23 protein-coding genes and 1 tRNA gene are annotated in these 24,718 nt (G+C 36.5%); 6 read left to right on the top strand and 18 right to left on the bottom strand.

What is annotated here, in order from left to right; genetic code table 11:
- Positions 1-54: 54 nt before the first annotated feature.
- The 9 genes from J4050_RS00975 to pdxA all read right to left on the bottom strand — a co-directional run bounded on the left by J4050_RS00975 (position 55) and on the right by pdxA (position 8,957).
- Complete coding sequence (locus J4050_RS00975; protein WP_243878511.1) at positions 55-516, bottom strand: GreA/GreB family elongation factor; 462 nt, start codon at positions 514-516, stop codon at positions 55-57.
- A complete protein-coding gene (locus J4050_RS00970; RefSeq protein WP_208152069.1) occupies positions 516-1,628 on the bottom strand; it encodes an NAD(P)/FAD-dependent oxidoreductase in 1,113 nt (370 codons plus the stop codon). The genes J4050_RS00975 and J4050_RS00970 overlap by 1 nt, the downstream gene beginning before the upstream one ends.
- A gap of 52 nt (positions 1,629-1,680) precedes the next feature.
- Positions 1,681-3,771, bottom strand: coding sequence for a zinc-dependent metalloprotease (locus tag J4050_RS00965; RefSeq protein ID WP_208152068.1), 2,091 nt, complete (start codon positions 3,769-3,771; stop codon positions 1,681-1,683).
- 187 nt (positions 3,772-3,958) lie between these two features.
- Positions 3,959-5,311, bottom strand: a complete 1,353-nt coding sequence (gene accC / locus J4050_RS00960; protein WP_208152067.1) for an acetyl-CoA carboxylase biotin carboxylase subunit — start codon at positions 5,309-5,311, stop codon at positions 3,959-3,961.
- 83 nt (positions 5,312-5,394) lie between these two features.
- A complete protein-coding gene (gene accB, locus J4050_RS00955) occupies positions 5,395-5,883 on the bottom strand; it encodes an acetyl-CoA carboxylase biotin carboxyl carrier protein (RefSeq protein ID WP_208152066.1) in 489 nt (162 codons plus the stop codon).
- A 28-nt stretch (positions 5,884-5,911) separates the two neighbouring features.
- Positions 5,912-6,907, bottom strand: coding sequence for a beta-ketoacyl-ACP synthase III (locus J4050_RS00950; protein ID WP_208152065.1), 996 nt, complete (start codon positions 6,905-6,907; stop codon positions 5,912-5,914).
- A 178-nt stretch (positions 6,908-7,085) separates the two neighbouring features.
- A complete protein-coding gene (gene rpmF / locus J4050_RS00945) occupies positions 7,086-7,289 on the bottom strand; it encodes a 50S ribosomal protein L32 (RefSeq protein WP_208152064.1) in 204 nt (67 codons plus the stop codon).
- Positions 7,290-7,297: 8 nt separating this feature from the next.
- Entirely contained in the window at positions 7,298-7,837 is a 540-nt protein-coding gene (locus J4050_RS00940; RefSeq protein ID WP_208152063.1) for a YceD family protein, read from the bottom strand.
- 79 nt (positions 7,838-7,916) lie between these two features.
- Positions 7,917-8,957 carry a 4-hydroxythreonine-4-phosphate dehydrogenase PdxA gene (gene pdxA / locus J4050_RS00935; RefSeq protein WP_208152062.1) on the bottom strand — a complete coding sequence of 347 codons (1,041 nt, stop codon included), beginning with the start codon at positions 8,955-8,957 and terminating at the stop codon, positions 7,917-7,919.
- Between the two features lie 98 nt (positions 8,958-9,055).
- On the opposite strand from pdxA, the gene J4050_RS00930 reads away from it, so the two are divergent.
- Complete coding sequence (locus J4050_RS00930) at positions 9,056-9,646, top strand: riboflavin synthase (protein ID WP_208152061.1); 591 nt, start codon at positions 9,056-9,058, stop codon at positions 9,644-9,646.
- On the opposite strand, the gene J4050_RS00925 is transcribed toward J4050_RS00930, so the two are convergent.
- From J4050_RS00925 to mce, 3 genes are all read right to left on the bottom strand, one after another.
- Complete coding sequence (locus J4050_RS00925) at positions 9,643-9,843, bottom strand: hypothetical protein (RefSeq protein ID WP_243878510.1); 201 nt, start codon at positions 9,841-9,843, stop codon at positions 9,643-9,645. The genes J4050_RS00930 and J4050_RS00925 overlap by 4 nt on opposite strands.
- A gap of 280 nt (positions 9,844-10,123) precedes the next feature.
- Positions 10,124-10,197: transfer RNA gene (locus J4050_RS00920), tRNA-Ile, on the bottom strand.
- Between the two features lie 76 nt (positions 10,198-10,273).
- On the bottom strand, positions 10,274-10,678 hold the full coding sequence (gene mce / locus J4050_RS00915; protein ID WP_208152060.1) for a methylmalonyl-CoA epimerase: 405 nt from the start codon (positions 10,676-10,678) through the stop codon (positions 10,274-10,276).
- 105 nt (positions 10,679-10,783) lie between these two features.
- Here mce and rbfA point away from each other — a divergent pair, with 105 nt between their 5' ends.
- The gene (gene rbfA / locus J4050_RS00910) at positions 10,784-11,176 is read left to right on the top strand and encodes a 30S ribosome-binding factor RbfA (protein ID WP_208152059.1); all 393 of its coding nucleotides are present in this window, start codon (positions 10,784-10,786) and stop codon (positions 11,174-11,176) included.
- Entirely contained in the window at positions 11,177-12,379 is a 1,203-nt protein-coding gene (locus J4050_RS00905; RefSeq protein ID WP_208152058.1) for an FtsX-like permease family protein, read from the top strand. It abuts the gene before it with no gap.
- On the opposite strand, the gene dusB is transcribed toward J4050_RS00905, so the two are convergent.
- The 4 genes from dusB to J4050_RS00885 all read right to left on the bottom strand — a co-directional run bounded on the left by dusB (position 12,376) and on the right by J4050_RS00885 (position 16,278).
- Complete coding sequence (gene dusB, locus J4050_RS00900; protein ID WP_208152057.1) at positions 12,376-13,371, bottom strand: tRNA dihydrouridine synthase DusB; 996 nt, start codon at positions 13,369-13,371, stop codon at positions 12,376-12,378. The two genes, J4050_RS00905 and dusB, sit on opposite strands and share 4 nt — an antisense overlap.
- 31 nt (positions 13,372-13,402) lie before the next feature.
- Positions 13,403-13,804 (bottom strand): DUF4345 domain-containing protein, encoded by a 402-nt coding sequence (locus J4050_RS00895; protein ID WP_208152339.1) that lies wholly within the window; start codon positions 13,802-13,804, stop codon positions 13,403-13,405.
- 31 nt (positions 13,805-13,835) lie between these two features.
- On the bottom strand, positions 13,836-14,963 hold the full coding sequence (locus J4050_RS00890; RefSeq protein ID WP_208152056.1) for a hypothetical protein: 1,128 nt from the start codon (positions 14,961-14,963) through the stop codon (positions 13,836-13,838).
- 70 nt (positions 14,964-15,033) lie between these two features.
- Positions 15,034-16,278, bottom strand: a complete 1,245-nt coding sequence (locus J4050_RS00885; RefSeq protein WP_208152055.1) for a M28 family peptidase — start codon at positions 16,276-16,278, stop codon at positions 15,034-15,036.
- Positions 16,279-16,434: 156 nt separating this feature from the next.
- On the opposite strand from J4050_RS00885, the gene J4050_RS00880 reads away from it, so the two are divergent.
- Entirely contained in the window at positions 16,435-17,553 is a 1,119-nt protein-coding gene (locus J4050_RS00880) for a TolB family protein (protein WP_208152054.1), read from the top strand.
- Here J4050_RS00880 and J4050_RS00875 read toward each other — a convergent pair.
- The gene (locus tag J4050_RS00875) at positions 17,550-19,967 is read right to left on the bottom strand and encodes a TonB-dependent receptor domain-containing protein (protein WP_208152053.1); all 2,418 of its coding nucleotides are present in this window, start codon (positions 19,965-19,967) and stop codon (positions 17,550-17,552) included. The two genes, J4050_RS00880 and J4050_RS00875, sit on opposite strands and share 4 nt — an antisense overlap.
- 150 nt (positions 19,968-20,117) lie before the next feature.
- On the opposite strand from J4050_RS00875, the gene lepA reads away from it, so the two are divergent.
- On the top strand, positions 20,118-21,914 hold the full coding sequence (gene lepA / locus J4050_RS00870) for a translation elongation factor 4 (RefSeq protein ID WP_208152052.1): 1,797 nt from the start codon (positions 20,118-20,120) through the stop codon (positions 21,912-21,914).
- Here the strand turns inward: lepA and J4050_RS00865 are convergent.
- A complete protein-coding gene (locus J4050_RS00865) occupies positions 21,911-23,737 on the bottom strand; it encodes a cation:proton antiporter (protein WP_208152051.1) in 1,827 nt (608 codons plus the stop codon). The two genes, lepA and J4050_RS00865, sit on opposite strands and share 4 nt — an antisense overlap.
- Before the next feature lie 115 nt (positions 23,738-23,852).
- Here J4050_RS00865 and J4050_RS00860 point away from each other — a divergent pair, with 115 nt between their 5' ends.
- Complete coding sequence (locus J4050_RS00860; protein WP_208152050.1) at positions 23,853-24,710, top strand: MBL fold metallo-hydrolase; 858 nt, start codon at positions 23,853-23,855, stop codon at positions 24,708-24,710.
- The last annotated feature ends 8 nt before the right edge of the window (positions 24,711-24,718 follow it).

The following is a 24,718-nucleotide window of genomic DNA, read 5'->3' as shown; positions in this document are numbered from 1 at the left end:
TGAAACATGAATTTACGCTACATATCATAGACTAGAAAAGAAACAGCTTGTTTTTTACACAATTTTAAGTATTGTGATTTCATTTCCCCTAAACTCAAAAACATCGCCTTGTTTCTTAGATAAAAGTAATTGTGCCAGAGGTGCAGCAGAAGATATGGTATAAAATTTAGTGTTATCCAAATCTATTTCACCACAGCTCGCAGCGATAAAATAATTGAATTGTGTGGTAAAGACCACACTTCCCAAACGCGCGTTCGTATGCAGTTCTGAAGTATCTATTCGCTGAACAGTTTTTATTATCTGTTCGATTTCGGCAAGCTGAAATCCTAATTTCTCCCGCTCCAACTGGATCATTGCTCGACCTGTCTCGTGTTTATCACCAGCGGAGCTTTTAGCTTCTGAATTTAAAGCCTCATGTAAATCTCTAATTTTAGATTTTATACGCTCTAATCTCAGTTGTATTTGTTTCTGGCAGATATTGGTTAGCCTTTGCTTTAAGTTAATAGACTGTGACATTACAACAATTCTGATAATTCTTTTCCGACCAAACTTCCAATGGCAACTCCCATTCCGCCAAGCCTAACACCACAATGAACACGACCGCTTAGGGATTTTACAATTGGTTTTTTCTGCTTACCAATACCCATAATACCAGACCAGCTGTGGTCAACTTCAAAATCTGTATTTGGTAAAATAACCTTATTTAGCAACTCTTTTAGTTGATTCTGAATCCGTTCTGTTAATCCAAACTCAGTAGTCTCCTCTGTTTCAAAATCTAAGTTACGCCCACCACCAAATAAGATTCTATCATCGATATTTCTAAAATAATAGTAGCCTTGATCTAAATGAAATGTGCCTTTTATATGAAGGTCCTTTATAGGTTTTGTTATCAAAACCTGGGCTCTTGCAGGCTTAATAGGTTGAGATATTAATTGTGAAGCAAAACCATTAGTTGCAATTAATAATTGCTCTGTTGAAAAATTAAAATCCTCAGTAACAACTTCTACCGAGCGGCTATTCTCACTAAAGGTCTGGACATGGCAATTGTTTAATACTTTAATATCTAATTTATAGGCCTTTTGAAGCAGAGCTTCCATCATTTTTCCTGTGTCTAGCTGACCTTCATATTTATTAAAGCAAAGCTTTGGTTGTATCCCCTTAAAGCCTAAGTCATTAGTCTGCATTGAAAAAATGTCAGCCTTAAATAAAGGCTTTAATAAAGCGTTCACCTTTGATTGGTGAGCTAAACAGCGCTCAAATAGCTCAATATCATTCTCTAAGAATAACTCGTAACCTCCAAAGCCGTTATAATCAATTATGTTATCTCCCAAAGTATCACGGAGCAGATTTAGGCCTCTAATTCTATTTTGAATAAGTTTAAAGACATCCTCCTCAGAATGAGTTTGTAAATCTGAAATAATTTCGCTCAAACTACCAAAACAAGCAAATCCTGCATTTTTTGTGCTTGCTCCTTGTGGTAGCATCCCTTTTTCCAATACTAAGATCTTAGATTTAGGGAATCTTTTTTTTAAATGCAAAGCAGTGTTCAGACCAACAATTCCACTTCCAATTATAGTGAAGTCAAGTTGAGACAACCAGGTCTTTATTTCCCAATATGATAAATTCATAGCATAAAAAAAGCTCCTAAAAATAGGAGCTTTTAATCAATATGTGGTTGATTTATTCAACAATTATTTTCTTGGTGACTTTTTGAGGACCGTCTGAGATATTTAACAAATAAACACCAGATTGTGCCTTGTTTAAATTAATAACCTCCTCAAATCTACTCACAGAATTGTAACGCTGAGAATAAATTACTCTACCTCTTATATCAAAGATTTCAACGGAAATATCTTCTCCAGAATTAGAATCAAAACCAATGCTGAATTCTCCATTATTAGGGTTTGGGAAAATAGACAAGTTATTTATTTCAAATTCTGATGTGCTTAATGGTTGACGCGTACAAATTTCCATAGACCAGTTATTTAACGTCCCTGTATCTCCATTAAAGAAATCAAATACAATTATTTCCCAATCTCCCTGTGCATCAATTCCCGATAAAGAACTTAGCGGTTGACGCGGTGCGTACGTGCCTGTAAAATTATCACTACAACCATTGGTTCCAGGAAATGGTGCTCCTGTATCATCAAAAGTTATTGAGAAATTATCATACCCAGATCCCGCGCTTACAGAGCATTCATTTTCCCAGAGTAATATGGCATCATCTGGGAATGTTGTTGCTGTTGGTGGAAATATAAAAATTTGTAAATCACTAATCCAAGTATGGCTTACATCAACAGACAATGTCATACTCTCTATAATTGAAGACTCGGAAATCGTCAAAACATCTGATACTACACCTGCAAACCCACCTGAAGGATCTGGTATCGGTAAATTAAGATTTGGGTCGGAATCCGTATTATCGCAAATGACTTGAGTACATTCATTTGTCAATTCCACATCTATTGATTCTGATACTGACGGAGCAGTACCCGTAACCGTAATGGTAAAGTTGCCTTGAGCTGCGGTATCTAAATTACCTACAGTCATTGTAAAATTACCATCTGAGTTCAGAGAAGTTGGGCTAAAGCTAACAGAAGCTCCAGATGGTAAGCCTGAAGCACTAAACACTGTATTTTCGTTAAATCCAGCAACGGCGGTATATGAGAAATTGAAAACCGCTTCTGTATCTGTGTCTGGGCAGGTAAATAATTCTGTATCGTTAGCTAATATGATAAATCCAGGCGCAGCAGGTTGGCAAACATTTGGTTTAAAGGCAGAAACTAAATTACTGTTTATCCAAGCTTCAGCCACGTTAATTTGCCCTGCACTAAACATATACATGCAGGCATCGTTAACATAGTCCATATAATTCATGGTTAAAGCAGGCTGTCCAGAAACACAAGAAGCGGTACCGCTTGGTGAAGGACAGTTATACGTGCTATTTGCTACTTCTGGAGTATCTGCAATACCATCACCGCCAGAACCACAAGATCCGTTGCCGTCTCCATTAAACGTATGTCTTAAATTAAAAAAGTGACCTAATTCGTGTGTTGTTGTTCTCCCAAGATTATATGGTGCTCCTGGAACCACTCCCGATCCGGGACAGCTAGGCACTTGATTAGAGCCGAATGCAAAAAGGTTCATGGTAACAGCATCTCCTAAGGCAACACTTCCACCAAGAGGAGAAAAACCTAAGATACCACCATTAATATTACGGACAACAAAGTTTAGGTAACCCGCCCAATTGCTATCTCTGTTATTTCCACCACCAAAATTATATCCTATAGTAATTGCAGGATTTCCTTCTATTAGTTCTGGATCTAATCCACTTGGGTGATTAGACGTAGCAATACAAAATGAGATATCGGCTACGCCAGCATTTGTACCTGGAAACAGAAATCTTACAGAACTATTCCACGTAGCAATATCTGAATTTGTAGCTGTATAATCTGCATTTAAAATGTCTATTTGATTCTGTGCTAATACCTCTAAACAGGCTCTATCGGCCTCGTTGGCATCAGGGAAGTGTACTGCAACAGGAATTTCTATGGTGTTTTGACTAGCTCTCAAATCTTGATTAGACAAATATTCCTCCAGACGTTGTTTAAATTTCTTTTGACTCTCTTCGTACTGTTTTGCATACACGGGATCTTGTAACATTTCTTCCATATATTGCTCCATTCCACAAGTACGTTCTTGAGCGAACGAATTAATCGAAACAGAAATCAATACTGCAGAAAAAAATAATTTTAAAGTAAAGTTTTTCATGTTTTATTGTTTAATTTTTTTTCAAATCTTGACAAACCAAGAATGTCAAAGTTAACATTTTTTAACAAACCAGTGGTCTTATCCTTAGGGAATTGGTGTTAATTGCGAATTTCTGAGATTAAGCAGCAAAAGCCTTGTCGTGTAAAGGTGCTAAACAAAAAACCCAAGCTGTTAGCTTGGGTTCTAATTATTCGTCCTCTTCTTTCTTAATTTCGAAATCCTCCATAAACTTGGTGGTATAGTTACCGGCCAAATAATCTGGATGTTCCATCAGTTGTCGATGGAATGGTATAGTAGTTTTAATACCTTCAATTACGAACTCATCTAGTGCGCGCTTCATTTTATTAATCGCTTCTTCCCTAGTTTGAGCTGTGGTTATCAACTTGGCAATCATGGAGTCATAATTGGGTGGTATACTATAACCAGCATAAACATGAGTATCTAATCTCACGCCATGACCTCCTGGCGCATGTAAAGTTGTTATTTTACCAGGTGAAGGTCTAAAATCATTATAAGGGTCTTCTGCATTGATTCTACATTCTATAGAATGTAGATTAGGCGTATAATTTTTTCCTGATATTGGCACTCCTGCAGCAACAAGAATTTGCTCTCTAATCAAGTCAAAATCTATAACTTGTTCGGTAATGGGATGCTCCACTTGTATTCTGGTATTCATCTCCATAAAATAGAAATTTCGATGTTTATCAACAAGAAACTCCACCGTCCCGGCTCCTTCGTATTTTATGTATTCCGCCGCTTTAACCGCAGCCTTACCCATTTTATCCCTTAACTTATCAGTCATAAATGGAGATGGCACCTCTTCTGTTAATTTTTGATGACGCCTTTGTATTGAGCAATCTCTTTCGGACAAATGGCAAGCTTTTCCGCGAGAATCGCCTACAACTTGAATTTCAATATGTCTTGGTTCTTCAATTAGTTTCTCCATGTACATACCGTCATTTCCGAAAGCCGCCTTAGATTCTTGTCTTGCAGAGTCCCAAGCTGCCTTTAAGTCTTCGGATTTCCACACAGCTCTCATCCCTTTACCACCACCACCTGCGGTAGCTTTAAGCATTACAGGGTAACCTATGTCCTTAGCAATCTTTTCGCAAGCTTTAAAATCTTCTATGATACCATCACTTCCTGGTACACAAGGCACACCTGCTGCTTTCATGGTAGCCTTAGCGGTTGCTTTGTCACCCATTTTGGATATCATTTCTTCTGAGGCACCGATAAACTTAATTCCGTGCTCTTCGCATATTTTAGAAAACTTGGCGTTTTCGGACAGAAATCCATAGCCTGGATGTATTGCATCGGCATTGGTTATCTCTGCCGCAGCAATAATATTAGATATTTTTAAATAAGACTCACTACTAGACGGTGGGCCAATACAGACGGCCTCGTCAGCAAATTTTACGTGAAGGCTATCAGCATCAGCGGTTGAATATACTGCTACTGTTTTAACTCCCATTTCTTTGCAGGTTCTAATAACACGCAGTGCTATTTCACCTCTATTGGCTATCAATATTTTTTTGAACATAACTTTTAATTTAAAAATTCAATTTCCAAGCACCAAATTCCAACAATTGGGTTTTGGGATTTGTAGATTGGAATTTTCAATTGTTATGATGGGTCAACCAAAAACAGTGGTTGGTCAAATTCTACTGGAGAAGAATCATCTACCAGCACTTTAACAATTTTACCGGTAACTTCAGACTCTATTTCGTTGAATAATTTCATAGCCTCTATAACACAAAGTACATCACCCTCTTTTATACTAGAACCGACTTCCACAAATACAGGTTTATCGGGAGAAGGTTTACGGTAAAATGTTCCAATAATAGGAGATTTAATGGTAATATATTTAGCATCATCACTTGCGGCGGCCGGCGCAGAAGCTTCTGGTGCAGCTGGTGCTGGTGCCGCGACTGGAGGAGCTTGTTGCTGCACAACAGGTGCTGCTGCCTGAACGGGTAGTTGTTGTACGATTGTAGTTTCAGAATCTGAACCTGTTTTAATCGTAATTTTAACATCATCCATTTCTAATTTAACTTCGCTTGCTCCTGACTTAGCAACAAACTTTATTAAATTCTGAATTTCCTTTAAATCCATAATGTATTATTTGTTAGTTAGTGTTGTGTTATGAGTTATAGGCCCATTTTAAATAAATAGAGCCCCAAGTAAATCCACCTCCAAAAGCAGCAAAAATTAAGTTGTCCCCCTTTTTGAGTTGCGATTCATAATCATGCAAAAGCAAAGGAAGTGTCGCAGAAGTCGTATTTCCATACTTCTGGATGTTCATCATTACTTTTGAATCATCTAGTTTAATTCTACTTGCGGTTGCATCTATTATTCTTTTATTGGCTTGGTGGGCAACCAACCACGATATATCTTCCTGGCTTAATTGATTACGCTCCAAAATCTTTTCGGCAACATCAGCCATATTAAATACGGCATTTTTAAAAACGGTCTTCCCATCTTGAAATACATAGTGCTTTCCTTCATGGAATGTATCTGCAGTTATGGGATAAGAGGACCCTCCAAATGTAGCTTGCAAAAATTCTCTTCCTTCTCCATTGCTTCTAAGATATTCATCTTGAAGCCCAAAACCTTCATCGTTTGGTTCAAATAGAACAGCTCCCGCTCCATCTCCAAAAATGATGCAGGTCGCTCTATCTTTATAATCAATGAATGAGGAATTCTTATCCGCTCCTATGAGAAGAATTTTTTTATAACGTCCAGATTCGATGTATGCTGCCGCAGTAGACATACCAAACAAAAAACTGGAGCACGCCGCTTCCAAATCAAATGAAAAAGCGTTTACTGCACCTATTTGTGTGGCTGTGTATGCTGCTGTCGAAGCTGCCTTCATATCTGGAGTAGCGGTAGCTACAATGACCAAATCTATTTCCTTTGGATCTAAGTTCGACTTTTTAATCAGTTGCTCTGCAGCTTTAATAGCAAGAAAAGACGACCCTTTACCTTCTTCTTTTAAAATGCGTCTCTCTTTTATCCCAGTTCTGGTAGTAATCCACTCGTCGTTAGTGTCTACCATTTTTTCCAGAATTTGATTGGTAAGAATATAGTCTGGAACGTAGCCTCCTACAGCTGTAATGGCCGCTTTGATGTTACTCATTATTAGCTCTTAGATTAATTGCAAATTAGATAAAATTGACAAAAACCGTTCGTTTTTGCCCGTTTTTCTTTGATTTTTGCTAAATAATGCCGCAAATTACGTAGTTTTTAGCTTATTGAGAAAATAAAAATAAAAAAACGCTCCGATGGGAGCGTTTTATTGTATGCGCGCATAATAGTTATGCTGCGTTTTCTTCTTGGGACGAGTTATCAATTAGAATTTGGCCTCTGTAATATAATTTACCTTCATGCCAATGTGCTCTATGATATAAGTGTGGCTCACCTGTTGTTGGACATGTGGCAATTTGAGGAACAGACGCTTTATAATGCGTTCTTCTTTTGTCTCTTCTAGTTTTTGATATTTTGCGCTTTGGATGTGCCATTTTAAATGTTATTTATCCGTTAATAGTTTTTTTAAATTATCCCATCTTGGGTCAATTTGTTCTTGAGATTTCTTCTTTTTTTCCGTTTCCGGACTTAATTCTTTAAGTTTATTGACTATGTCAGATTGTAATGTTCCGTCTTCAATGCCAGGGTGTACACGTTTTATTGGAATGGCCAATACAATTAGCTCGTAAATGTACTGTGCCACATTAATTTGGTACTCGCCATGGGGAATAATTAAAATATCGTCATTGTCGTCGTTGTAATCTTCTCCAAACTTAACCACAAGTTTATAATCATCCTTTATGGCTTGGTTGAAAGGCTCATTAGAGAGGTCGCAATTTATATTTACTGTTCCTGACGCCTCGAAATACAATTCCAATAGCGTTGGTTTTTTCTCTAATTTAAGTGCAATTTCAACATTTGCCTCATTTAAATCCTCATAATCAAAATTCTGAAAGAACGTATTACCTATATGGTACTCAAAATGATGATCTCCTGTTTTCAATCCCACAAATGGGATGTTGTATTCTTTTAATGCCTTCATTCTCACACACATTTTGAGCGTGCAAATATATAAATTTTTACTTATTTACTGATGAGATATTAACAAAATTTGTTTACATCTAATTAGAGGCCTTTTTCAATGGGTTTCTACTGTACTCATCAAACCTTATTCTGTTTCTATGAATTGATATCCCCGTATAAATGGCTTGTTTAAATGAGCTTTCATCTGCTGTGCCTTTACCTGCTATCTCATAAGCTGTTCCGTGGTCTGGAGATGTCCTTACTTTGCTTAACCCAGCCGTGTAATTAACACCGTTTCCAAAAGAGAGGGTTTTAAATGGGATAAGCCCTTGATCATGGTATGAAGCTACAATCGCATCAAAATTTTTATAGGCGTTAGATCCAAAAAAACTGTCTGCAGAATAAGGTCCATAAACCAAGTGACCATTATCTCTTATTCTTTGCAGTGTCGGCTTTAAAATGATGTCATCCTCTTCCCCTATGACTCCACTATCGCCAGCATGGGGATTGATTCCTAACACGGCAACCTTAGGTTTTACGATACCAAAGTCACGCTTTAATGAGGTTATTATTGTGTTTATTTTACTTATAATAAGGTCTTCAGTTATATGCTGAGAGGCCTCTTTAAGGGGTACGTGGTCTGTTAATAGGCCGACTCTTAAACCTTCCGTTACCATAAACATTAAGCTTTCGCCATTTAAAGCCTTAGCCAAGTAATCTGTATGTCCGGGGAAATTAAACTTATCTGATTGAATGTTGTGCTTATTGATTGGAGCCGTGACCAGTAGGTCTATAGAGCCCTTTTTTAGTGCTTCTGTAGCGGCTTCAAGTGATTTTATGGCATACTCACCGATTTTTTTGTCTTCTTTACCAAATTCAATTTTGATGGTTTCTTTCCAAACATTAACAACATTCACTTTACCATGAACAACCTTTTCTGGATTATCTATACTAAAAAAATTAATAGAGCTATTAAAATGCTTTTTTAAAAATTGCATGAGTTTTGCAGACGCAAAAATTATTGGCGTATTAAGCTCTAACATCCTAGCATCTTCATAGGTTTTTAATATTATTTCTGGACCTATGCCATTGATATCGCCAATAGATATACCTACTATAGTTTTCTCTGTCTTCTTCATGTGCCTGTTATATGCTATTTTTTTGCTAAAATTAACCTATAGGATTAAATCAGTAATTAACTTTGCGCACACAAATTTAACTAATTAAATATCAACTTATGTTTACTGGCATTATTGAAGAAATAGGTACTGTTGAAAGTTTGAATAAATCAGGAAGTAATCTTGATATAACTGTAAAGACTGTTATCACAGACGAGTTAAAAATAGACCAGAGCGTTGCTCATAACGGTGTCTGTCTGACTGTAGTGGATATTAAGGATGAATTTTATACTGTAACTGCCATTGCGGAAACTTTAGAAAAAACCAATCTGGGATTCTTAAATATTGGTGACAAAATCAATATTGAACGTGCCATGAAACTAGGGGACCGATTAGACGGCCATATTGTTCAGGGTCATATTGACCAAACTGCTATATGTACTGCTGTTGACGAAAAAGATGGTAGCTGGATTTTTAGTTTTAGCTATGATGCCGCTTTGAACAACGTCACTATTGAGAAGGGGTCAATTACTGTTAATGGTGTAAGTTTAACGGTTGTAAATTCTAAGTTACATGAATTTTCGGTTGCAATTATCCCTTATACCTACAACCATACTACATTTAAAAATTTATCCGTAGGAGATTCCGTTAATTTAGAATTTGATGTTATTGGTAAATACGTGAAGCGCTTGAACGAGTTAAGGCTTTAGGCCTTCTGTCTTGTTCGTTGATACGCCTTATAGCCTCCATATAATAATGCTAGAACAAACACAGCAGTAACGCCATTATCAATAGGTAAACCAGGAGGTGGTGGTGGTGTAGGCGGCGGAGGTGTGCCTCCCTGAGCCAAAGAAACAAGGCCTAGGCAAAAAAATAAGATTGAGGCAAACATATTTTTATTAGGCATTATATTAATTAAGGTGTGGTAAAAGTAAAAAAAAATCCTAGCCAACAAAATCAATTCTATTAAAAAACGTCTTTGAACGGTAAATATTATCGACAAAACGTTAAAATGTGCTCGTGTTAGGGAAGTAGTGCACACAGCTCTTTTATCGTATACGACAAATATAATATTAATTTATAATTACTGTTTAGTTCTAAATAGGAAGCGTGCAATATTTATTTTTTATTTAGTGACCCTTGCCTTTTTTAAATAAAAAAACCTTAGCTACACTAAGGTTTTTTCGTGGTCCCACCTGGGCTCGAACCAGGGACTTTCTGATTATGAGTCAGATACTCTAACCAACTGAGTTATAGGACCAATTTGAATGTTGTAAGCTCTCTTTATTTTAAAAGAGTGTGCAATATTACTATATATTTTAATACTCTACAAGAAATTAATCTCTAATATCTTGGCATAGCTCTACCAAAACTCCATTAGTTGCCTTAGGGTGTAAAAATGCAATAATCTTATTGTCTGCGCCTTTTTTAGGAATATTATTAATCATTTGAAAACCTTCAGCTTTTAAGCGCTCTATTTCGCTTTCAATATCGTCAACGGCAAAAGCAATATGATGAATGCCCTCTCCTTTTTTTTCTATAAACTTTGCTATTGGACTGTCGTCTTTTGTGGCCTGTAATAATTCTATTTTATTTGGCCCGCATTTAAAAAACGATGTTTTAACACCTTCGCTTTCTACGTCTTCAATTTTATAATGCTCTTTTCCAAAAAGCAATTTAAATAATGCATTAGATACCTCAATATCTTTAACCGCAATACCTATATGTTCTATTTTTTTCATGTTATATCGATTTTAGTCACCAAATATCGCAATTATTAAAAATGCAGAATATGATTTTTGTTCTATTAACAGCACTTATCATTAAATATGGTATATTTTTGCCCTATGGAAAGCAATAGACAAAAGAAAATAGCGGGATTACTTCAAGAAGATTTAGTAGATGTACTGCAACGTGCTGCTTCGGAGGGAGGCCTTAAAGGGGTTATTATTTCTGTAACTAAAGTAAACGTTACGGCAGACTTGTCTATAGCAAAAGTTTACCTCAGTATTTTTCCAAATAAAGAAGCGGAAGCACTGCTAAAAGGTATTAAATCCAATAAACCATTAATTAGACACGAGTTAGCTCAGCGTACTAGACACCAGCTCAGACGAATGCCTAATCTCGAATTTTTTATTGATGACTCCCTAGATTATATTGATAAAATAGAGCGCTCACTGAAGGGAGGAGACAATCCTATTGAGGACCCAAATCTTTTAGGAAAGCGAAAAAAATCATAAGTGAATTTTCCTTTATATATAGCAAAACGCTACCTCTTTAGCAAAAGCAGTAATAATGCTATTAATATCATGAGCCTAATAGCTTCGGGAGGTGTAACTATAGCTTCAGCAGCCTTGTTCATAGTACTTTCTGTTTTCGCGGGCTTAAAAACATTTAGTCTCCAATTTACTTCCGTATTTGATCCCGATTTAAATCTCACTGCTGCCCAAGGCAAATCCTTTTTTTGGACTGAAGCCGACGCTATGCAACTGTCAAGCATAGCTGGTGTTAGTGCATTCAGCAAAATTGTTGAAGAACGCGTTATCATTAAATCGGATACTAAGAATCTTCTGGCTACACTAAAGGGGGTTGATAAAAATTTTTTGAAAGTAACTTCTGTGGATTCGATGATTAAACAGGGCCAATGGTTAAAACCCAATAGCAACCAAGTGGTTTCTGGCTGGGGTATTTCTAATAACCTTTCTTTTGGTGTTTTTGATTACTTAAAACCACTTTCACTTTATGTACCTAAGCCAGGAAGAGGTCAAATCTCATCACTTAAAAGTGCTTACAATGTTGTCTACGTTTCAAATGTGGGGCTTTTTGATGTTAATGAAGAGCTAAACTACAAATATATTTTCGCTGATATAAATTTAGCGAAATCACTGTTGAGTTATAAGGAAAATCAAATCTCAAGTATAGATATCAAATTAAATAATTCTGTTAATGAAGGAGTTGTCCGCGATGCAATAAATAAAAAATTTGTGGATAGATTTGTTATAAAAAACAGAGCGCAACTCAATGATTCACTGTACAAAATGTTAAATACTGAAAACCTAGCTATTTATTTAATATTTACGCTTGTTATAATCATTGCGCTTTTTAACATCATAGGTGCTATTATTATGATGATTCTTGATCGAAAGAAGTCGTTAAATACGCTCTTTAATTTAGGAGCTGAATTGGGTTCAATAAAATCTATTTTCTTCCTTCAGGGTAGTCTTATGACTATTTTTAGTGGGCTCTTTGGAGTTACTTTAGGGGTGGTGGTGGTATTGATGCAAAAGTCTTTTGATTTGGTAATGTTAACACCTCAATTACCTTATCCTGTTGAACTAAAGTTTATGAATGTTGTTATTGTTATTGTAACGATAGTTGGGCTAGGTCTAGCAGCTTCGCGCATTGCAACGATGCGCATTACAAAAAGCCTGATTAAACCTTAGTGCGTAAACTGATAATTCGAGAATTTTTCAAGCACCTCATCAAAAGCGTCAAATACATCTTTAGAATGGTCACTTGTTACCATTTTCATTCGATAAGGTTTGAAGTCTGGAATGCCCTTAAAGTAATTTGTATAGTGCCTCCTTGTTTCAAAAACCCCTAATTTTTCACCTTTCCAATCTATGGACATTTGGAGGTGTCGTCTGGCTGCTTCAACACGCTCTTCAATAGTTATTGGCGCCAAATGTTCTCCTGTTTTAAAATAGTGTTTTACCTGTTTAAAAAACCACGGATTACCTATTGAAGCGCGCCCAATCATTGCCCCATCTAAACCATAAGAATCTCTCATCTCTACAGCACGTTCTGGTGTATTAATATCACCATTCCCAAAAACCGGGATATGCATTCTAGGATTGTTTTTTACCGCAGCGATGGGTTTCCAATCGGCATTGCCCTTATACATCTGGGCCCTTGTTCTTCCGTGAATGGAAATGGCCTTAATCCCTACGTCTTGCAATCGTTCTGCGACCTCTACAATTTTTATAGAATCGTGGTCCCAGCCCAATCTGGTTTTAACGGTAACAGGTAAATTGGTGCGTTTAACCATTTCTGCCGTAAGCTCCTCCATGAGACAGATGTCCTTTAGAATTCCAGCACCGGCACCTTTTGATACGACTTTTTTTACCGGGCAACCAAAATTAATGTCTATAATATCGGGATTAGATTTTTCCACTATATCAATGGTCTGAAGCATACTTTCCATATTGGCACCAAAAATCTGAATACCAACAGGACGCTCCTTTTCATAGATATCTAGCTTCATTACACTTTTTGCCGCATTTCTAATTAAGCCCTCGCTAGAAACAAATTCGGTGTATACCACATCTGCTCCTTGCTCTTTGCACAGAGCGCGAAATGGAGGGTCGCTTACATCTTCCATAGGAGCTAAAAGCAAAGGGAAATCTGGGAGTTCTATGTGACCTATTTTAACCAAGTACCTGTTTTTGATGCAAATCTACTCATTTTTAAGGTATCGGTTTTTTGGTGTTGTACGAAAACAACAGCCAAATGCCGTAAAACCCTAACAGCAATTCGCCTATTGCACCATATATTAGTGCATAAGAGGGTACGCCGTCGAGAATAAAACTTAACACTCTACCAAGGCCTAGACCCAACATAAAAACCATATTAGAAGATTGAGCTACTTGAATTAATGAGTTCTTAAAGAGTGCCAATAACCAAATTGAGGAAAATGCCAAGTATAGACCTGTTATGGCCTTTAATATATTAATCTCATCGATTGTGTTAATTTGTAAATCTAAAAACAAGTCTGGAGAAAACCCGTAGATAATTGCTGCAGGTGCAACAATTACAACCGATATTAAGAGATGGATCTTAGAAAATATTTGTTCTTTTTCAAGAAACATCAAAAGCAGCGATTTAATTTTCTCGGTTAACCTAATATGTTAAATCGGCTAGACCCTGGGTTAGACTAAGGTCTGCCCCTTCTTCGCTTTCAACGATTCCAAAAAATGTAGCTTGCAAAATATTACCGCTACTTATTGTAGTGTCAGATGTGAAATCTTCAAAACCCTGGGTTGACGGAAAGAACTCAGTTCCATTTAGTGTTAATACAAAATTTTGGAAAACATCGGTGCCTGTGTCACCTTCTGCGACTTGGAAATAAATTTCATAACCACCTTGAGCGCTAATTCCTTCAACCGTAATTATGCCGCCATCAAAACTTACTGTTTGCTGAACAAATTCTATGGTTAATGTACCAGCCCTAACCCTCAGTTCTCCACTTGATGTAACAGCAGCACAATCCGAAAGGTCATTTAAAATAGCCTGGAGACTTCCATCGTCTCCACATTCCTCAATTTGGTCTAATAATGCTTGTCTGTAGGCGTTACACAAATCTTCGTTTGTACTATCTTCATTGAAGGCCTCAGCAGCTGCATTTGTCGCCGCTTCTGCAGTACAAGTGTCATCTATAAAGTCTCGAGTCCATACTGAAAAGCCCTCTATTACACTTGTTGTCTCGGCCCCTGTTGTTGGGTCGCTAGCTATTTGAGTTTCGTTTTGAAGAAAGGTCAAAGTTTGCCCGTCCTCAGAAATCTGAAATTGAAGGGTTTGATCTTCACCAAACACCGAAGAATCAACACCATCTAAGCTAAACTCAAAAAACTGTCCATTTACAGTCATCTCGTTTCCGCTGACCCCATATGTTCCATTACCAGAAACATTTGTCAATGTCACTGGATCGTTAGGAATTTCCATTCCATTAACAATTACTAGTGAGCTATAAGAGTAGCCTCCGTTTGTAGTGAAAGTGGACTCTGTGAAATTTACAGTATAGTCGGCAGAAGTACTAAATATTTGCACATCTGATGAAACTTCCGTTCCGTTAAAGTTAGTGGTTGTACTTGTTTCTACATCAAACTCGACAAGATTCCATACACCAAGAATATCTGTATTAATTTCACCTCCATTATCGATTATTATGTCATCATCCAAAGGTTCATTCTCGCACGTAAAGGCGGTTAATAAGGCAAATAGGCTAAATAAAGCAACTACTCTTTTCATTTTTTACTATTGATTTAAGGCTCTAATGTACAATTAAATTAAAAAGTCACTATGAAATTAGGGGCAAGTGTTAAAACTTCACTGTTGTATTAATCGTTTGTCCTTCTCGTTTTACTGAAATGTTGGTTTCGTCTCCTTTTTCAAATACAGATAGTGCGCGCATATAACTCATCATATCCGTGATGGTGCTATCTCCTAATTTAATTACAATATCACCTTTTTTTAGACCTGCGCTATACGCTGGTGTTTCTTCTCTGGTTCCGTCTATACGCATACCCTCTCCATCATACAAATAATCTGGCACTACACCTAATCCAACTTTAAATCGAGGTGTTTCTTCGCTCTCATTTTTTGTAGTTCTAAATGCCAACTCACCATTATCATCAAGGTCGGAAATAATATCAAAAATGTAATCCGAAATTAAATTCATTCCATCATAGTTAAGCTTTTCAGAATCATCTCCTGGCTTGTGATAGTCCTCGTGTTGGCCTGTAAAGAAATGAAGTACAGGAATATCAATAAGGTAGAAGGACGTGTGGTCGCTTGGTCCAACACCACTTTCATTTTCAATAAGCTTAAATTTTTCGTTATGGGCTTTAAGTGTCTGTTTAAAAATTGGTGACGTTCCTGTGCCATATACTGCCAAGGTGCTATCCGCCTTCATCCGTCCTACCATATCCATATTTATCATGTAGTTGATAGAAGATACGTCAATTGTTGGGTTCTTAGAAAAATAGTTAGAACCTAGTAAACCCATTTCCTCGCCAGAAAACGCTAGAAACATATAGTTGTTTTTATCTTTTGCTTGGGATAAATCATTTTTTACTTTTAATCTACTAGCCAAGTTGAGCATTAAAGCAACACCGCTTGCATTATCGTCTGCACCATTGTGAATAGCCTTTTCATCTCCTCTATATAACGAGCCTTCACCACCGTAACCTAAATGATCATAATGAGCACCAATAACTACAGTAGTTTCCGCGTTGTTATCTATGAAGCCAATAATATTATTTCCGGTGATAGTGCTATCTAAATTCTTAGTAAACTCAACCTCTTTATGAGGGTCTGTTTTTGGTTTAAATGAAAATGGTTGCAAATACTTCTCGGTTCCTTTTTCGGTGAGTCCAATTTCTTTAAAGCGATCTATAAGGTAATCTGCAGCAAGTGCTTCTCCCTTGGTACCTGTTTGTCTGCCTTCTAATTTGTCATCGGCAAGGAAAGCAACATCCTGTTTTATTTTATTCTCTGCAACTTTAGGTTCTGTTTTACAGGCTGTTAAAATGAATAAAACGAAGATAATAAAGGTCTTTTTCATGATATAAAAAGTTTTCTTAATCGAAAGGTTAAATTCTTTAATTTAAGGTTAACATTACAAAGCGTCACAAATAAGTGTGCATTTCATGTCTATATCTTATTTTTGCGCAAAATTAGGTATTAAAAGTCATTTATTATAATTGTATAATTGATTGCTATGAATAGATTATTCGGTATTTTTTTATTGTGCGCAGCATTAGTTTCTTGTAAGAGCGAAGAAGAAAAATCAAAGAAGATAACGCCAGAGGTTGATAGTGGTGAGGTTACAAGCCAAACGAATCCGTTAATATACCCTGAAGAAAAACATTTTAAATCCATTAGGCAAGTCACCTTTGGTGGTGATAACGCCGAAGCTTACTGGAGTTTTGATGACAAGCAATTAGTGTTTCAGTCTAACAATGTTAAATGGAATGTAGGTTGCGACCAGATGTTTTTAATGAACTTTGAAGACACGTTTACCGATAGTATTGCCCCGCCAATGGTAAGCACAGGAAGGGGACGCACAACATGCTCTTATTTTTTACCAGACAATAAGCACATTATTTATGCTTCTACACATTTGGGCGATGAAAACTGTCCCGAAACACCTTTAAGAAAGAATGGGAAATATATTTGGCCTATTTATGATAGTTACGACATTTTTGTGGCTGACTTAGAGGGTAATATTGTAAAGCAGTTGACCAATGAGATTGGATATGATGCGGAGCCTACAGTATCCCCTAAAGGCGATAAAATTGTCTTTACCTCAACAAGAAGTGGAGACTTAGAGCTCTACACCATGAATCTAGATGGCAGTGATGTAAAGCAAATAACCAATGAGTTGGGTTATGATGGAGGGGCATTCTTTTCACCTGATGGTTCTAAAATTATTTTTAGGTCCTCTAGGCCTAGAACTGAACAAGAAATTAAAGAGTATAAAGATCTTTTAGCAGAAGGACTAGTAGAGCCAACAGAAATGGAACTTTATATCTGTAATGCTGATGGTAGCGATTTGCGGCAGCTAACAGAATTAGGTAATGCCAATTGGAGCCCGTTCTTTCATCCTTCTGGTGAAAAAATTCTGTTTTCTTCAAACTTTGAAGCGGAGCGTGGTTTTCCATTTAATCTTTACATGATAGATATTGATGGAAAAAACCTTGAACGCATCACACATGGAGAAACTTTTGATGCCTTCCCTGTCTTTTCAAATAATGGAAAGTTTCTGGCATTTTCTTCTAATAGAAATAACGGCGGAACAAGAGATACAAACCTCTTCATAGCCGAATGGCAGGATTAGTTTAGATCCTTAATCCTATCGCGCTCTTCTGCTGACGAGCCGCGCTCATTAGTACTTAGCTTGGTGTTGCCAAAATTATAGCGGAAGCCTACTTTTATAAATCTGTTGTCATAATCACTAAATACAGTGCTTGATTGGTCTAAGTATCTATTACGTTGAAGAAAATCTTGTTCGTTAAATAAATCCTCAACGGCTAACGAAATGGTCCCTTTCTTATTAAAAATTGACTTTGAAATGGTCAAACCGGTTATCCATCTTGTATCAATCAACGCCAGGTTTTGAAGATAAGTATTAGTATAGGTAAGGTTAAAACCAACCAACAGGCTATTGTCTTTCAATAACCTGAGATTATTTTGTAGGATGGTAAGGTTAGACCACCTATCTAAACTTACAGGACCCTGCGGCAAAACGTCTTCTTGCGTTATATTATAAAACGAAGTGACCCCATAAAAATACCAGCGACTTGTAATCATGTAATCAACTATAAAATCGAAACCAAAATCAACCATGTTATCAAGATTAGCAGGTGTGTATGCTAAAACATTCGTAGTGTTGTTTTGGAGAGGCAACTCCAAAATATTTCCATCATAGGTCATATAATACGCCTCAACAGTAAAGTACTCTAAGAAGTTGGTCCCTAAAGTAATATGGTCTATATAGGTTGGTCTGAGATTAGGGTTACCAACAGCGACATTGTTTTGATTTATAAAAAAAGTAAATGGATTCAAGTTTCTAAAATTAGGCCTTTCAATACTTCTTTTATAGTTACCATAAATCCTAACCTCATCTGAGATTTGATGCGATAGGCTTACCGTAGGAAACCAATTAAAATAGTCTTGAGTATTGGTTTGCGACAAACTAACCGATTCCCCTTCTATGTTGGTTTGCTCAACACGCAGCCCAATATTTAAATCCCACTTTTCCCAAGATTGGCTATAATCTACGTATGCGGCAAAAACTTTTTCGTCATATTTGAACGCATCAGAATTGTTAATATCAATTACAGGCTGGCCATTTATAAAGTCTGTTTTTGTTATGTCGCTGTCCGTTAAAACATTGGCAAATTTTAAGCCAGTGGCCATGGACGAAGTCTCGCTTAAAGGGAGGTTATAGTCCAACTTAGCCGTAAAGATGTCTGTTTCTTGGTTGGCTAAGGTGTTAAAGATTGAACTATTTACAAAGCTGTTGTTGCCATCAAAAAAATTACTTAAAACATCTTGATCTCTCTGATAATTATAGGTTGTATAATGTGCATTGATCAGTAAATCAGAACCATTTTCAAAAGTACTTGTATAACTTAAATCTGTTCCAATATTGTATTTATCGTCTCTAGAAAGATTATTGGCTGTAAATCTTGACTGAAATAAACCCGAAGCGTCGTTAATATTTGTATTATTATTAATTCTGTACTTAAAGTATGGCATGTAAAGACCTGTACTTGTTAAACTAAGAGTGCTGCTGTCAGTTATAAAATAGTCAAAATTTAAATTAAGGTTGTGAGTTTCAGACCAAGTGTTTCTATTGATGTTTGAGGTCCACACCTCGTCAATCTGAAGAGATGAATCTAAATAGTCTATTTGTTCGTCATTGATTTGATTTATTTTCTGATTGTTATAGTTATAGTTAACATTGAAGTTGATAGATTCATTTTTAAAAAAGTGGCTAGTATTAAAGTTGTATCTTGGAAAGACCCCTTGGGTAAATGCTGAAAAAACACTACCTCTGTATCCTGCAATTAAATTTCTGCTCATTACAATATTAATAACAGAGCCACTATCCGCATCATAACTAGCAGGAGGGTTTGTTATAACCTCAACAGATTTTATGGAATTAGCAGGTGCGCTATCTAATAGCTGTATGAGTTCTTCTGTAGAAAGCTGTACGCGCTTATTGTTTATATAAACCGCAGCTTGAGCACTTTTAATAGCAATCCCTCCTTCACTAACAATAACACCAGGTGTATTTTTCAAAACCCCTAGCGTAGAGCCTTGGGTAAGCGCTGTATTTTCTATATTAAACACCAAGCGGTCCGGTTTCCTTGTAATTGTTGGTTTTGTTGCAATAATATCTACCTGATCAAGACTTTCGGCACCTTGCTCTAGTTCAATTGTTTTTAGATCAAGGTTCCCATTTAAAACGATAATCTGTTCAAAAGATTGAAAACCAATATAACTAATCTTTAAAGTATAGGTGTTTTGAGAAAGGTTTTCCAATGAAAAAATTCCTTTTTCATCGGTTGATGTTCCTTTTAAAAATATTTCAGAATTGGACTCGAACAAAACCACATTAGCAAATTCAATAGAATTACCATTTGCGTCTACCACTTTGCCCGTAATTGATAATTCTTGAGCGTTTACTAAAAAGGAAGTTAAAAAAAATAAAACGCACAACGCAATGCGAATGAGAACTTTCATTAGTTAGGTTTAGATTGCAATATAAAAATTGTTTTTTACTTGGTGTTACGGTTTTACCGTAATTACCGAGGTTAAATTAGTTTGTTCACTACCTCTAGCGCGATAAATAATTTATATTTGCAGTCTCAAGTATTGCTTTAGAAAAAGATAATGAAGAACATTCGCAATTTTTGCATAATAGCCCATATCGATCACGGTAAAAGTACCTTGGCAGATCGATTGTTGGATTTTACAGGCTCTGTAACCGACAGAGAAAAACAAGATCAGCTTTTGGATAATATGGATTTGGAGAGAGAACGTGGTATAACCATAAAATCGCATGCTATTCAAATGGAGTATACCTATGAGGGAGAGGACTACGTTTTAAACTTAATAGACACACCTGGTCATGTTGATTTTTCCTATGAAGTGTCTCGTTCTATTGCCGCTTGTGAAGGCGCTTTACTTATTGTAGATGCTGCACAAAGCATACAAGCACAAACCATTTCTAATTTATATTTAGCATTAGAGAATGACTTAGAAATCATTCCAGTATTAAATAAGGTCGATTTACCGAGTGCCAATCCAGAAGAAGTCACAGACGATATTGTTGACCTTTTAGGCTGTGACCCAGAAGAGGTCATCCATGCAAGTGGAAAAACAGGCTTTGGTGTAGATAACATTTTAAAGGCGATTATTGAACGGGTACCTGCCCCAAAGGGGAATGTTGATGAATCTTTACAAGCTTTAATTTTTGATTCAGTTTACAATCCGTTTCGAGGTGTTGAAACCTATTTCAGGGTTATAAATGGCTCCATAAAAAAAGGGCAGCACATAAAATTTATAGCAACAAACAATACATATTATGCGGACGAGGTTGGTACCTTAAAGCTTACTCAGGTTAAGAAAAACGAAATAAAAGCAGGTGATGTGGGCTACTTAATTACGGGCATTAAAGACGCTCGTGAGGTAAAAGTTGGTGACACCATAACCGATGCCAAAAATCCAACAACAAATGCCATAGCCGGTTTTGAAGATGTAAAACCCATGGTTTTTGCTGGGATATACCCAGTAGATACCGAAGATTACGAAGAGCTTCGTGCTTCCATGGAAAAACTACAACTCAACGATGCATCGTTGGTGTTTGAACCAGAAAGCTCTGCTGCTTTAGGATTTGGTTTTCGATGTGGTTTTTTAGGGATGTTACACTTAGAAATCATACAAGAACGGTTAGAACGCGAGTTTGACATGACAGTGATTACCACTGTACCAAACGTTAGCTACCATGCATTTACCAATAAGCACCCAGATGATATCATTATTGTAAACAATCCTTCTGATTTGCCAGAACCTTCAACATTAAATCGTGTTGAAGAGCCTTTTATAAAAGCAAGTATTATTACAAAATCTGATTTTGTTGGTCCTGTTATGAGCTTATGTATTGAAAAACGAGGTAAAATAACAAATCAGACTTACTTAACAACTGAGCGAGTTGAGCTTAGTTTTGATATGCCTTTAGCAGAAATTGTGTTCGATTTTTATGATAGATTAAAGACAGTATCAAAAGGCTATGCGTCTTTTGATTATTCACCGATAGGTATGCGCGCTTCTAAATTGGTTAGGGTTGATATTTTACTCAATTCGCAAACGGTAGATGCCCTTTCGGCATTAATCCATGCGGACAATGCTTATTCTATCGGTAAAAAAATGACCGAAAAACTAAGACAGTTAATCCCGAGACAACAATTTGACATCCCGGTCCAAGCAGCTATTGGTGCTAAAATAATTGCTAGAGAAACGATTAAAGCACTACGTAAGGATGTGACCGCTAAATGTTATGGAGGAGATATTTCGCGTAAGCGCAAGCTCCTAGAGAAACAGAAAAAAGGGAAAAAACGAATGCGCCAAGTTGGTAATGTAGAAATTCCACAGCAAGCATTTATGGCGGTACTTAAACTTAACGATTAATCCACTGATTTACCCAAGTAAACCAATTTGCTTTTTGCGTCAATTTCCTTTTCCAACTTATCATCTATTGATGGAATAATATGTAATTCGCCCTTGCTTGTTTTTACAAACAAAGGAATTTGTTCTTTATTAGACTTAAACTTATCCAATAGTATATTATAACTATCTATATCCTTTATAGGTGCCTCGCGAATGTTTGGAAAATTGTCCGTAACCTCAATAAGATTATTAAAATCATCAGAAAGCGTAAAAACACCGTCTTCTGGTGAAATATCCCTTTGTTCAAGTTCAGCCTTAGAAGCCAGCCTAAAAGAGCCATTTTCTCCAAACTGAGCTCCAAACTTTTCAACAGCATATCTATTAATATCAGCGTTGCCTGTTAAGGCTAAGAGATAGCCTATATCGCTAAATTCTACATTATCTTGAAGTGTGTCTGAGTAGATATTTTCCGTGTAAGCTTCAATCCCAATTTTTTGAGCCTCTTGTATATTATTTTGATTGCTGTCTACAAGAACGACATGTCTACCGTTATCGGATAAATATTGTGCAATCAACCTAGACACTTTAGAAGCTCCCACAATTAGAATACCTTCGGATTTGGTTAAAAATACTCCCGAAAGTTTCGCAAAAATACGTGCTGTGGTTGCATTGAGAAGTACTGTCCCCAAAACAATCATAAAAACCAAAGGTGTTATATACTCTGCACCAACGACCCCTGCGGTTTGAAGTTTACTGCCAAAAAGCGATGCTATACCAGCAGCTACAATTCCCCTTGGTCCAACCCATGAAATAAACAACTTTTCGTTTGTTCTTAATTTAGACTGTGTAGCGCTTAAAAAAACGGCTAATGGTCTAATTATAAAGACTACCACAAGAAACAAGGCCAATGTTTCCCAGCGATATAGCAATAACATATCTTGATAATTGATATTTGCCGCAAGAAGAATAAATAAAATGGAAATTAACAGAACGCTTAGCGACTCCTTAAAATAGAGCAGTTCCTTAATATTTTCTAATTTACTATTCCCTATCACCATACCCATTACCACAACGGCTAACAGCCCTGACTCATGAGCAAAAATCTCAGACTCTATAAAAACCAATAGCACTACCGATAGTGAGACAACGTTTAGCAAATAGTGTGGAATAAATTTTTTATTAATGGCAAAAACCAAGGCGTGGGCAAACGTAAAGCCAAATGTAGTACCAAAGAGTACGATTTTACCAAACTCAATTAAAGCAGTTCTAGTAAAACCCACTTCTCCTCCAACTGAAATAAACTCAAATACCAATACGGCAACCAAAGCTCCAATTGGATCTATTAATATTCCTTCCCATTTTAGAACAGCAGAGACGTCTCGTTTTAAAGGAATATTTCTCAAAATTGGAGTTATTACTGTTGGGCCTGTTACAATAATTAATCCCGAGAATAAAAAACACAAATCCCAACTTAAAAGAAATAAGTAATGCGCTAGAATCGCGGCGCCAAAAAAGGTAACTGCGGCGCCAAGAGTTATAAGTTTGCTTATAACAGGACCAACATTTCTTATTTCACTTCGTTTTAATGTAAGTCCTCCCTCAAATAAAATAATACTTATGGCCAAGGAGACAAAATAAAACAACCCTTCGCCAGGAAATAAACCCTTTTTTCCATTCCAAATAGGCTCAATCCACTTAGAACCGTCTTCATTGATAAATTCTGCAGCAATAGGTCCAACTAATAGGCCTATTAAGATTAAGGGCAAGATTGCAGGGATTTTAAATTTCCATGCCACCCATTGGGCCAGTATTCCCAAAATAATAATTCCCGCTAACTCAACCATTAGTGCAATTTTTTATTAATCTCCCGAAAATAGGTTTTTTTTTACAACTCAAAAAATCACAATAAAAACTAAAGGCTTTTAGAATTTCAATGCTATTTTGGTAAATTGCGGGATTATGAAATTATACCCTATTGAATCAGGTAACTTTAAGCTAGATGGTGGCGCTATGTTTGGCGTTGTTCCTAAATCTTTATGGCAACGCACAAACCCGGCCGACACCAACAATATGATAGATATTGCGGCACGTTGTTTGCTAATTGAAAATGGTAATCGATTAATTTTAATCGATACTGGCATGGGAGATAAGCAAAGCGATAAGTTTTTTGGCTATTACTACCTTTGGGGAGACAATACCATTGACAAATCACTGGAAAAATATGGTTTTCACAGGACTGATATCACAGATGTTTTTATGACTCATCTCCATTTTGATCATTGTGGAGGAAGCATTCAATGGAATAAGGACCGAACTATTTTAGAACCAGCTTTTAAAAATGCTCATTTTTGGAGCAATGCAGATCATTGGAAATGGGCCACACAACCAAATAGAAGAGAAAAAGCATCGTTTTTAAAAGAGAACATTTTACCAATGCGTGAAAGTGGACGATTAAAGTTTATTGACCTACCTGAAGATGACACGTTAAAAAACTCAGAGCTAGGATTTGATGTTTTCTTTGCTAATGGCCACACAGACAAACAGATGGTACCGATGATTCAATATAAGGACAAAACAATTTGTTTTATGGCAGATTTGTTGCCCACAGCTGGTCATTTACCGTTACCTTTTGTAATGGGATATGATACCAGGCCACTATTAACCTTAGACGAAAAAGAAAAATTTCTAAATATAGCTGCAGATCACAATTACTATCTGTTTTTAGAACATGATGCACATAACCAAATAATAACCGTAGAACATACAGAAAAAGGGGTTCGTTTAAAAGATACCTATACCTGTGACGATATTTTTTAAAAACTAAA

The sequence above is a fragment of the Winogradskyella pelagia genome (genome assembly GCF_017581965.1).
Lineage (GTDB): Bacteria > Bacteroidota > Bacteroidia > Flavobacteriales > Flavobacteriaceae > Winogradskyella > Winogradskyella pelagia.
This window is presented reverse-complemented; position numbering and strand designations above follow the sequence as displayed.

Excerpts from the sequence above, each read along its gene's own strand:
- J4050_RS00975 (WP_243878511.1), bottom strand. The coding sequence starts at position 516 with ATGTCACAGTCTATTAACTTAAAGCAAAGGCTAACCAATATCTGCCAG.
- J4050_RS00970 (WP_208152069.1), bottom strand. The coding sequence starts at position 1,628 with ATGAATTTATCATATTGGGAAATAAAGACCTGGTTGTCTCAACTTGAC.
- J4050_RS00965 (WP_208152068.1), bottom strand. The coding sequence starts at position 3,771 with ATGAAAAACTTTACTTTAAAATTATTTTTTTCTGCAGTATTGATTTCT.
- accC (WP_208152067.1), bottom strand. The coding sequence starts at position 5,311 with ATGTTCAAAAAAATATTGATAGCCAATAGAGGTGAAATAGCACTGCGT.
- accB (WP_208152066.1), bottom strand. The coding sequence starts at position 5,883 with ATGGATTTAAAGGAAATTCAGAATTTAATAAAGTTTGTTGCTAAGTCA.
- J4050_RS00950 (WP_208152065.1), bottom strand. The coding sequence starts at position 6,907 with ATGAGTAACATCAAAGCGGCCATTACAGCTGTAGGAGGCTACGTTCCA.
- rpmF (WP_208152064.1), bottom strand. The coding sequence starts at position 7,289 with ATGGCACATCCAAAGCGCAAAATATCAAAAACTAGAAGAGACAAAAGA.
- J4050_RS00940 (WP_208152063.1), bottom strand. The coding sequence starts at position 7,837 with ATGAAGGCATTAAAAGAATACAACATCCCATTTGTGGGATTGAAAACA.
- pdxA (WP_208152062.1), bottom strand. The coding sequence starts at position 8,957 with ATGAAGAAGACAGAGAAAACTATAGTAGGTATATCTATTGGCGATATC.
- J4050_RS00930 (WP_208152061.1), top strand. The coding sequence starts at position 9,056 with ATGTTTACTGGCATTATTGAAGAAATAGGTACTGTTGAAAGTTTGAAT.
- J4050_RS00925 (WP_243878510.1), bottom strand. The coding sequence starts at position 9,843 with ATGCCTAATAAAAATATGTTTGCCTCAATCTTATTTTTTTGCCTAGGC.
- mce (WP_208152060.1), bottom strand. The coding sequence starts at position 10,678 with ATGAAAAAAATAGAACATATAGGTATTGCGGTTAAAGATATTGAGGTA.
- rbfA (WP_208152059.1), top strand. The coding sequence starts at position 10,784 with ATGGAAAGCAATAGACAAAAGAAAATAGCGGGATTACTTCAAGAAGAT.
- J4050_RS00895 (WP_208152339.1), bottom strand. The coding sequence starts at position 13,804 with ATGTTTCTTGAAAAAGAACAAATATTTTCTAAGATCCATCTCTTAATA.
- J4050_RS00890 (WP_208152056.1), bottom strand. The coding sequence starts at position 14,963 with ATGAAAAGAGTAGTTGCTTTATTTAGCCTATTTGCCTTATTAACCGCC.
- J4050_RS00885 (WP_208152055.1), bottom strand. The coding sequence starts at position 16,278 with ATGAAAAAGACCTTTATTATCTTCGTTTTATTCATTTTAACAGCCTGT.
- J4050_RS00880 (WP_208152054.1), top strand. The coding sequence starts at position 16,435 with ATGAATAGATTATTCGGTATTTTTTTATTGTGCGCAGCATTAGTTTCT.
- J4050_RS00875 (WP_208152053.1), bottom strand. The coding sequence starts at position 19,967 with ATGAAAGTTCTCATTCGCATTGCGTTGTGCGTTTTATTTTTTTTAACT.
- lepA (WP_208152052.1), top strand. The coding sequence starts at position 20,118 with ATGAAGAACATTCGCAATTTTTGCATAATAGCCCATATCGATCACGGT.
- J4050_RS00865 (WP_208152051.1), bottom strand. The coding sequence starts at position 23,737 with ATGGTTGAGTTAGCGGGAATTATTATTTTGGGAATACTGGCCCAATGG.
- J4050_RS00860 (WP_208152050.1), top strand. The coding sequence starts at position 23,853 with ATGAAATTATACCCTATTGAATCAGGTAACTTTAAGCTAGATGGTGGC.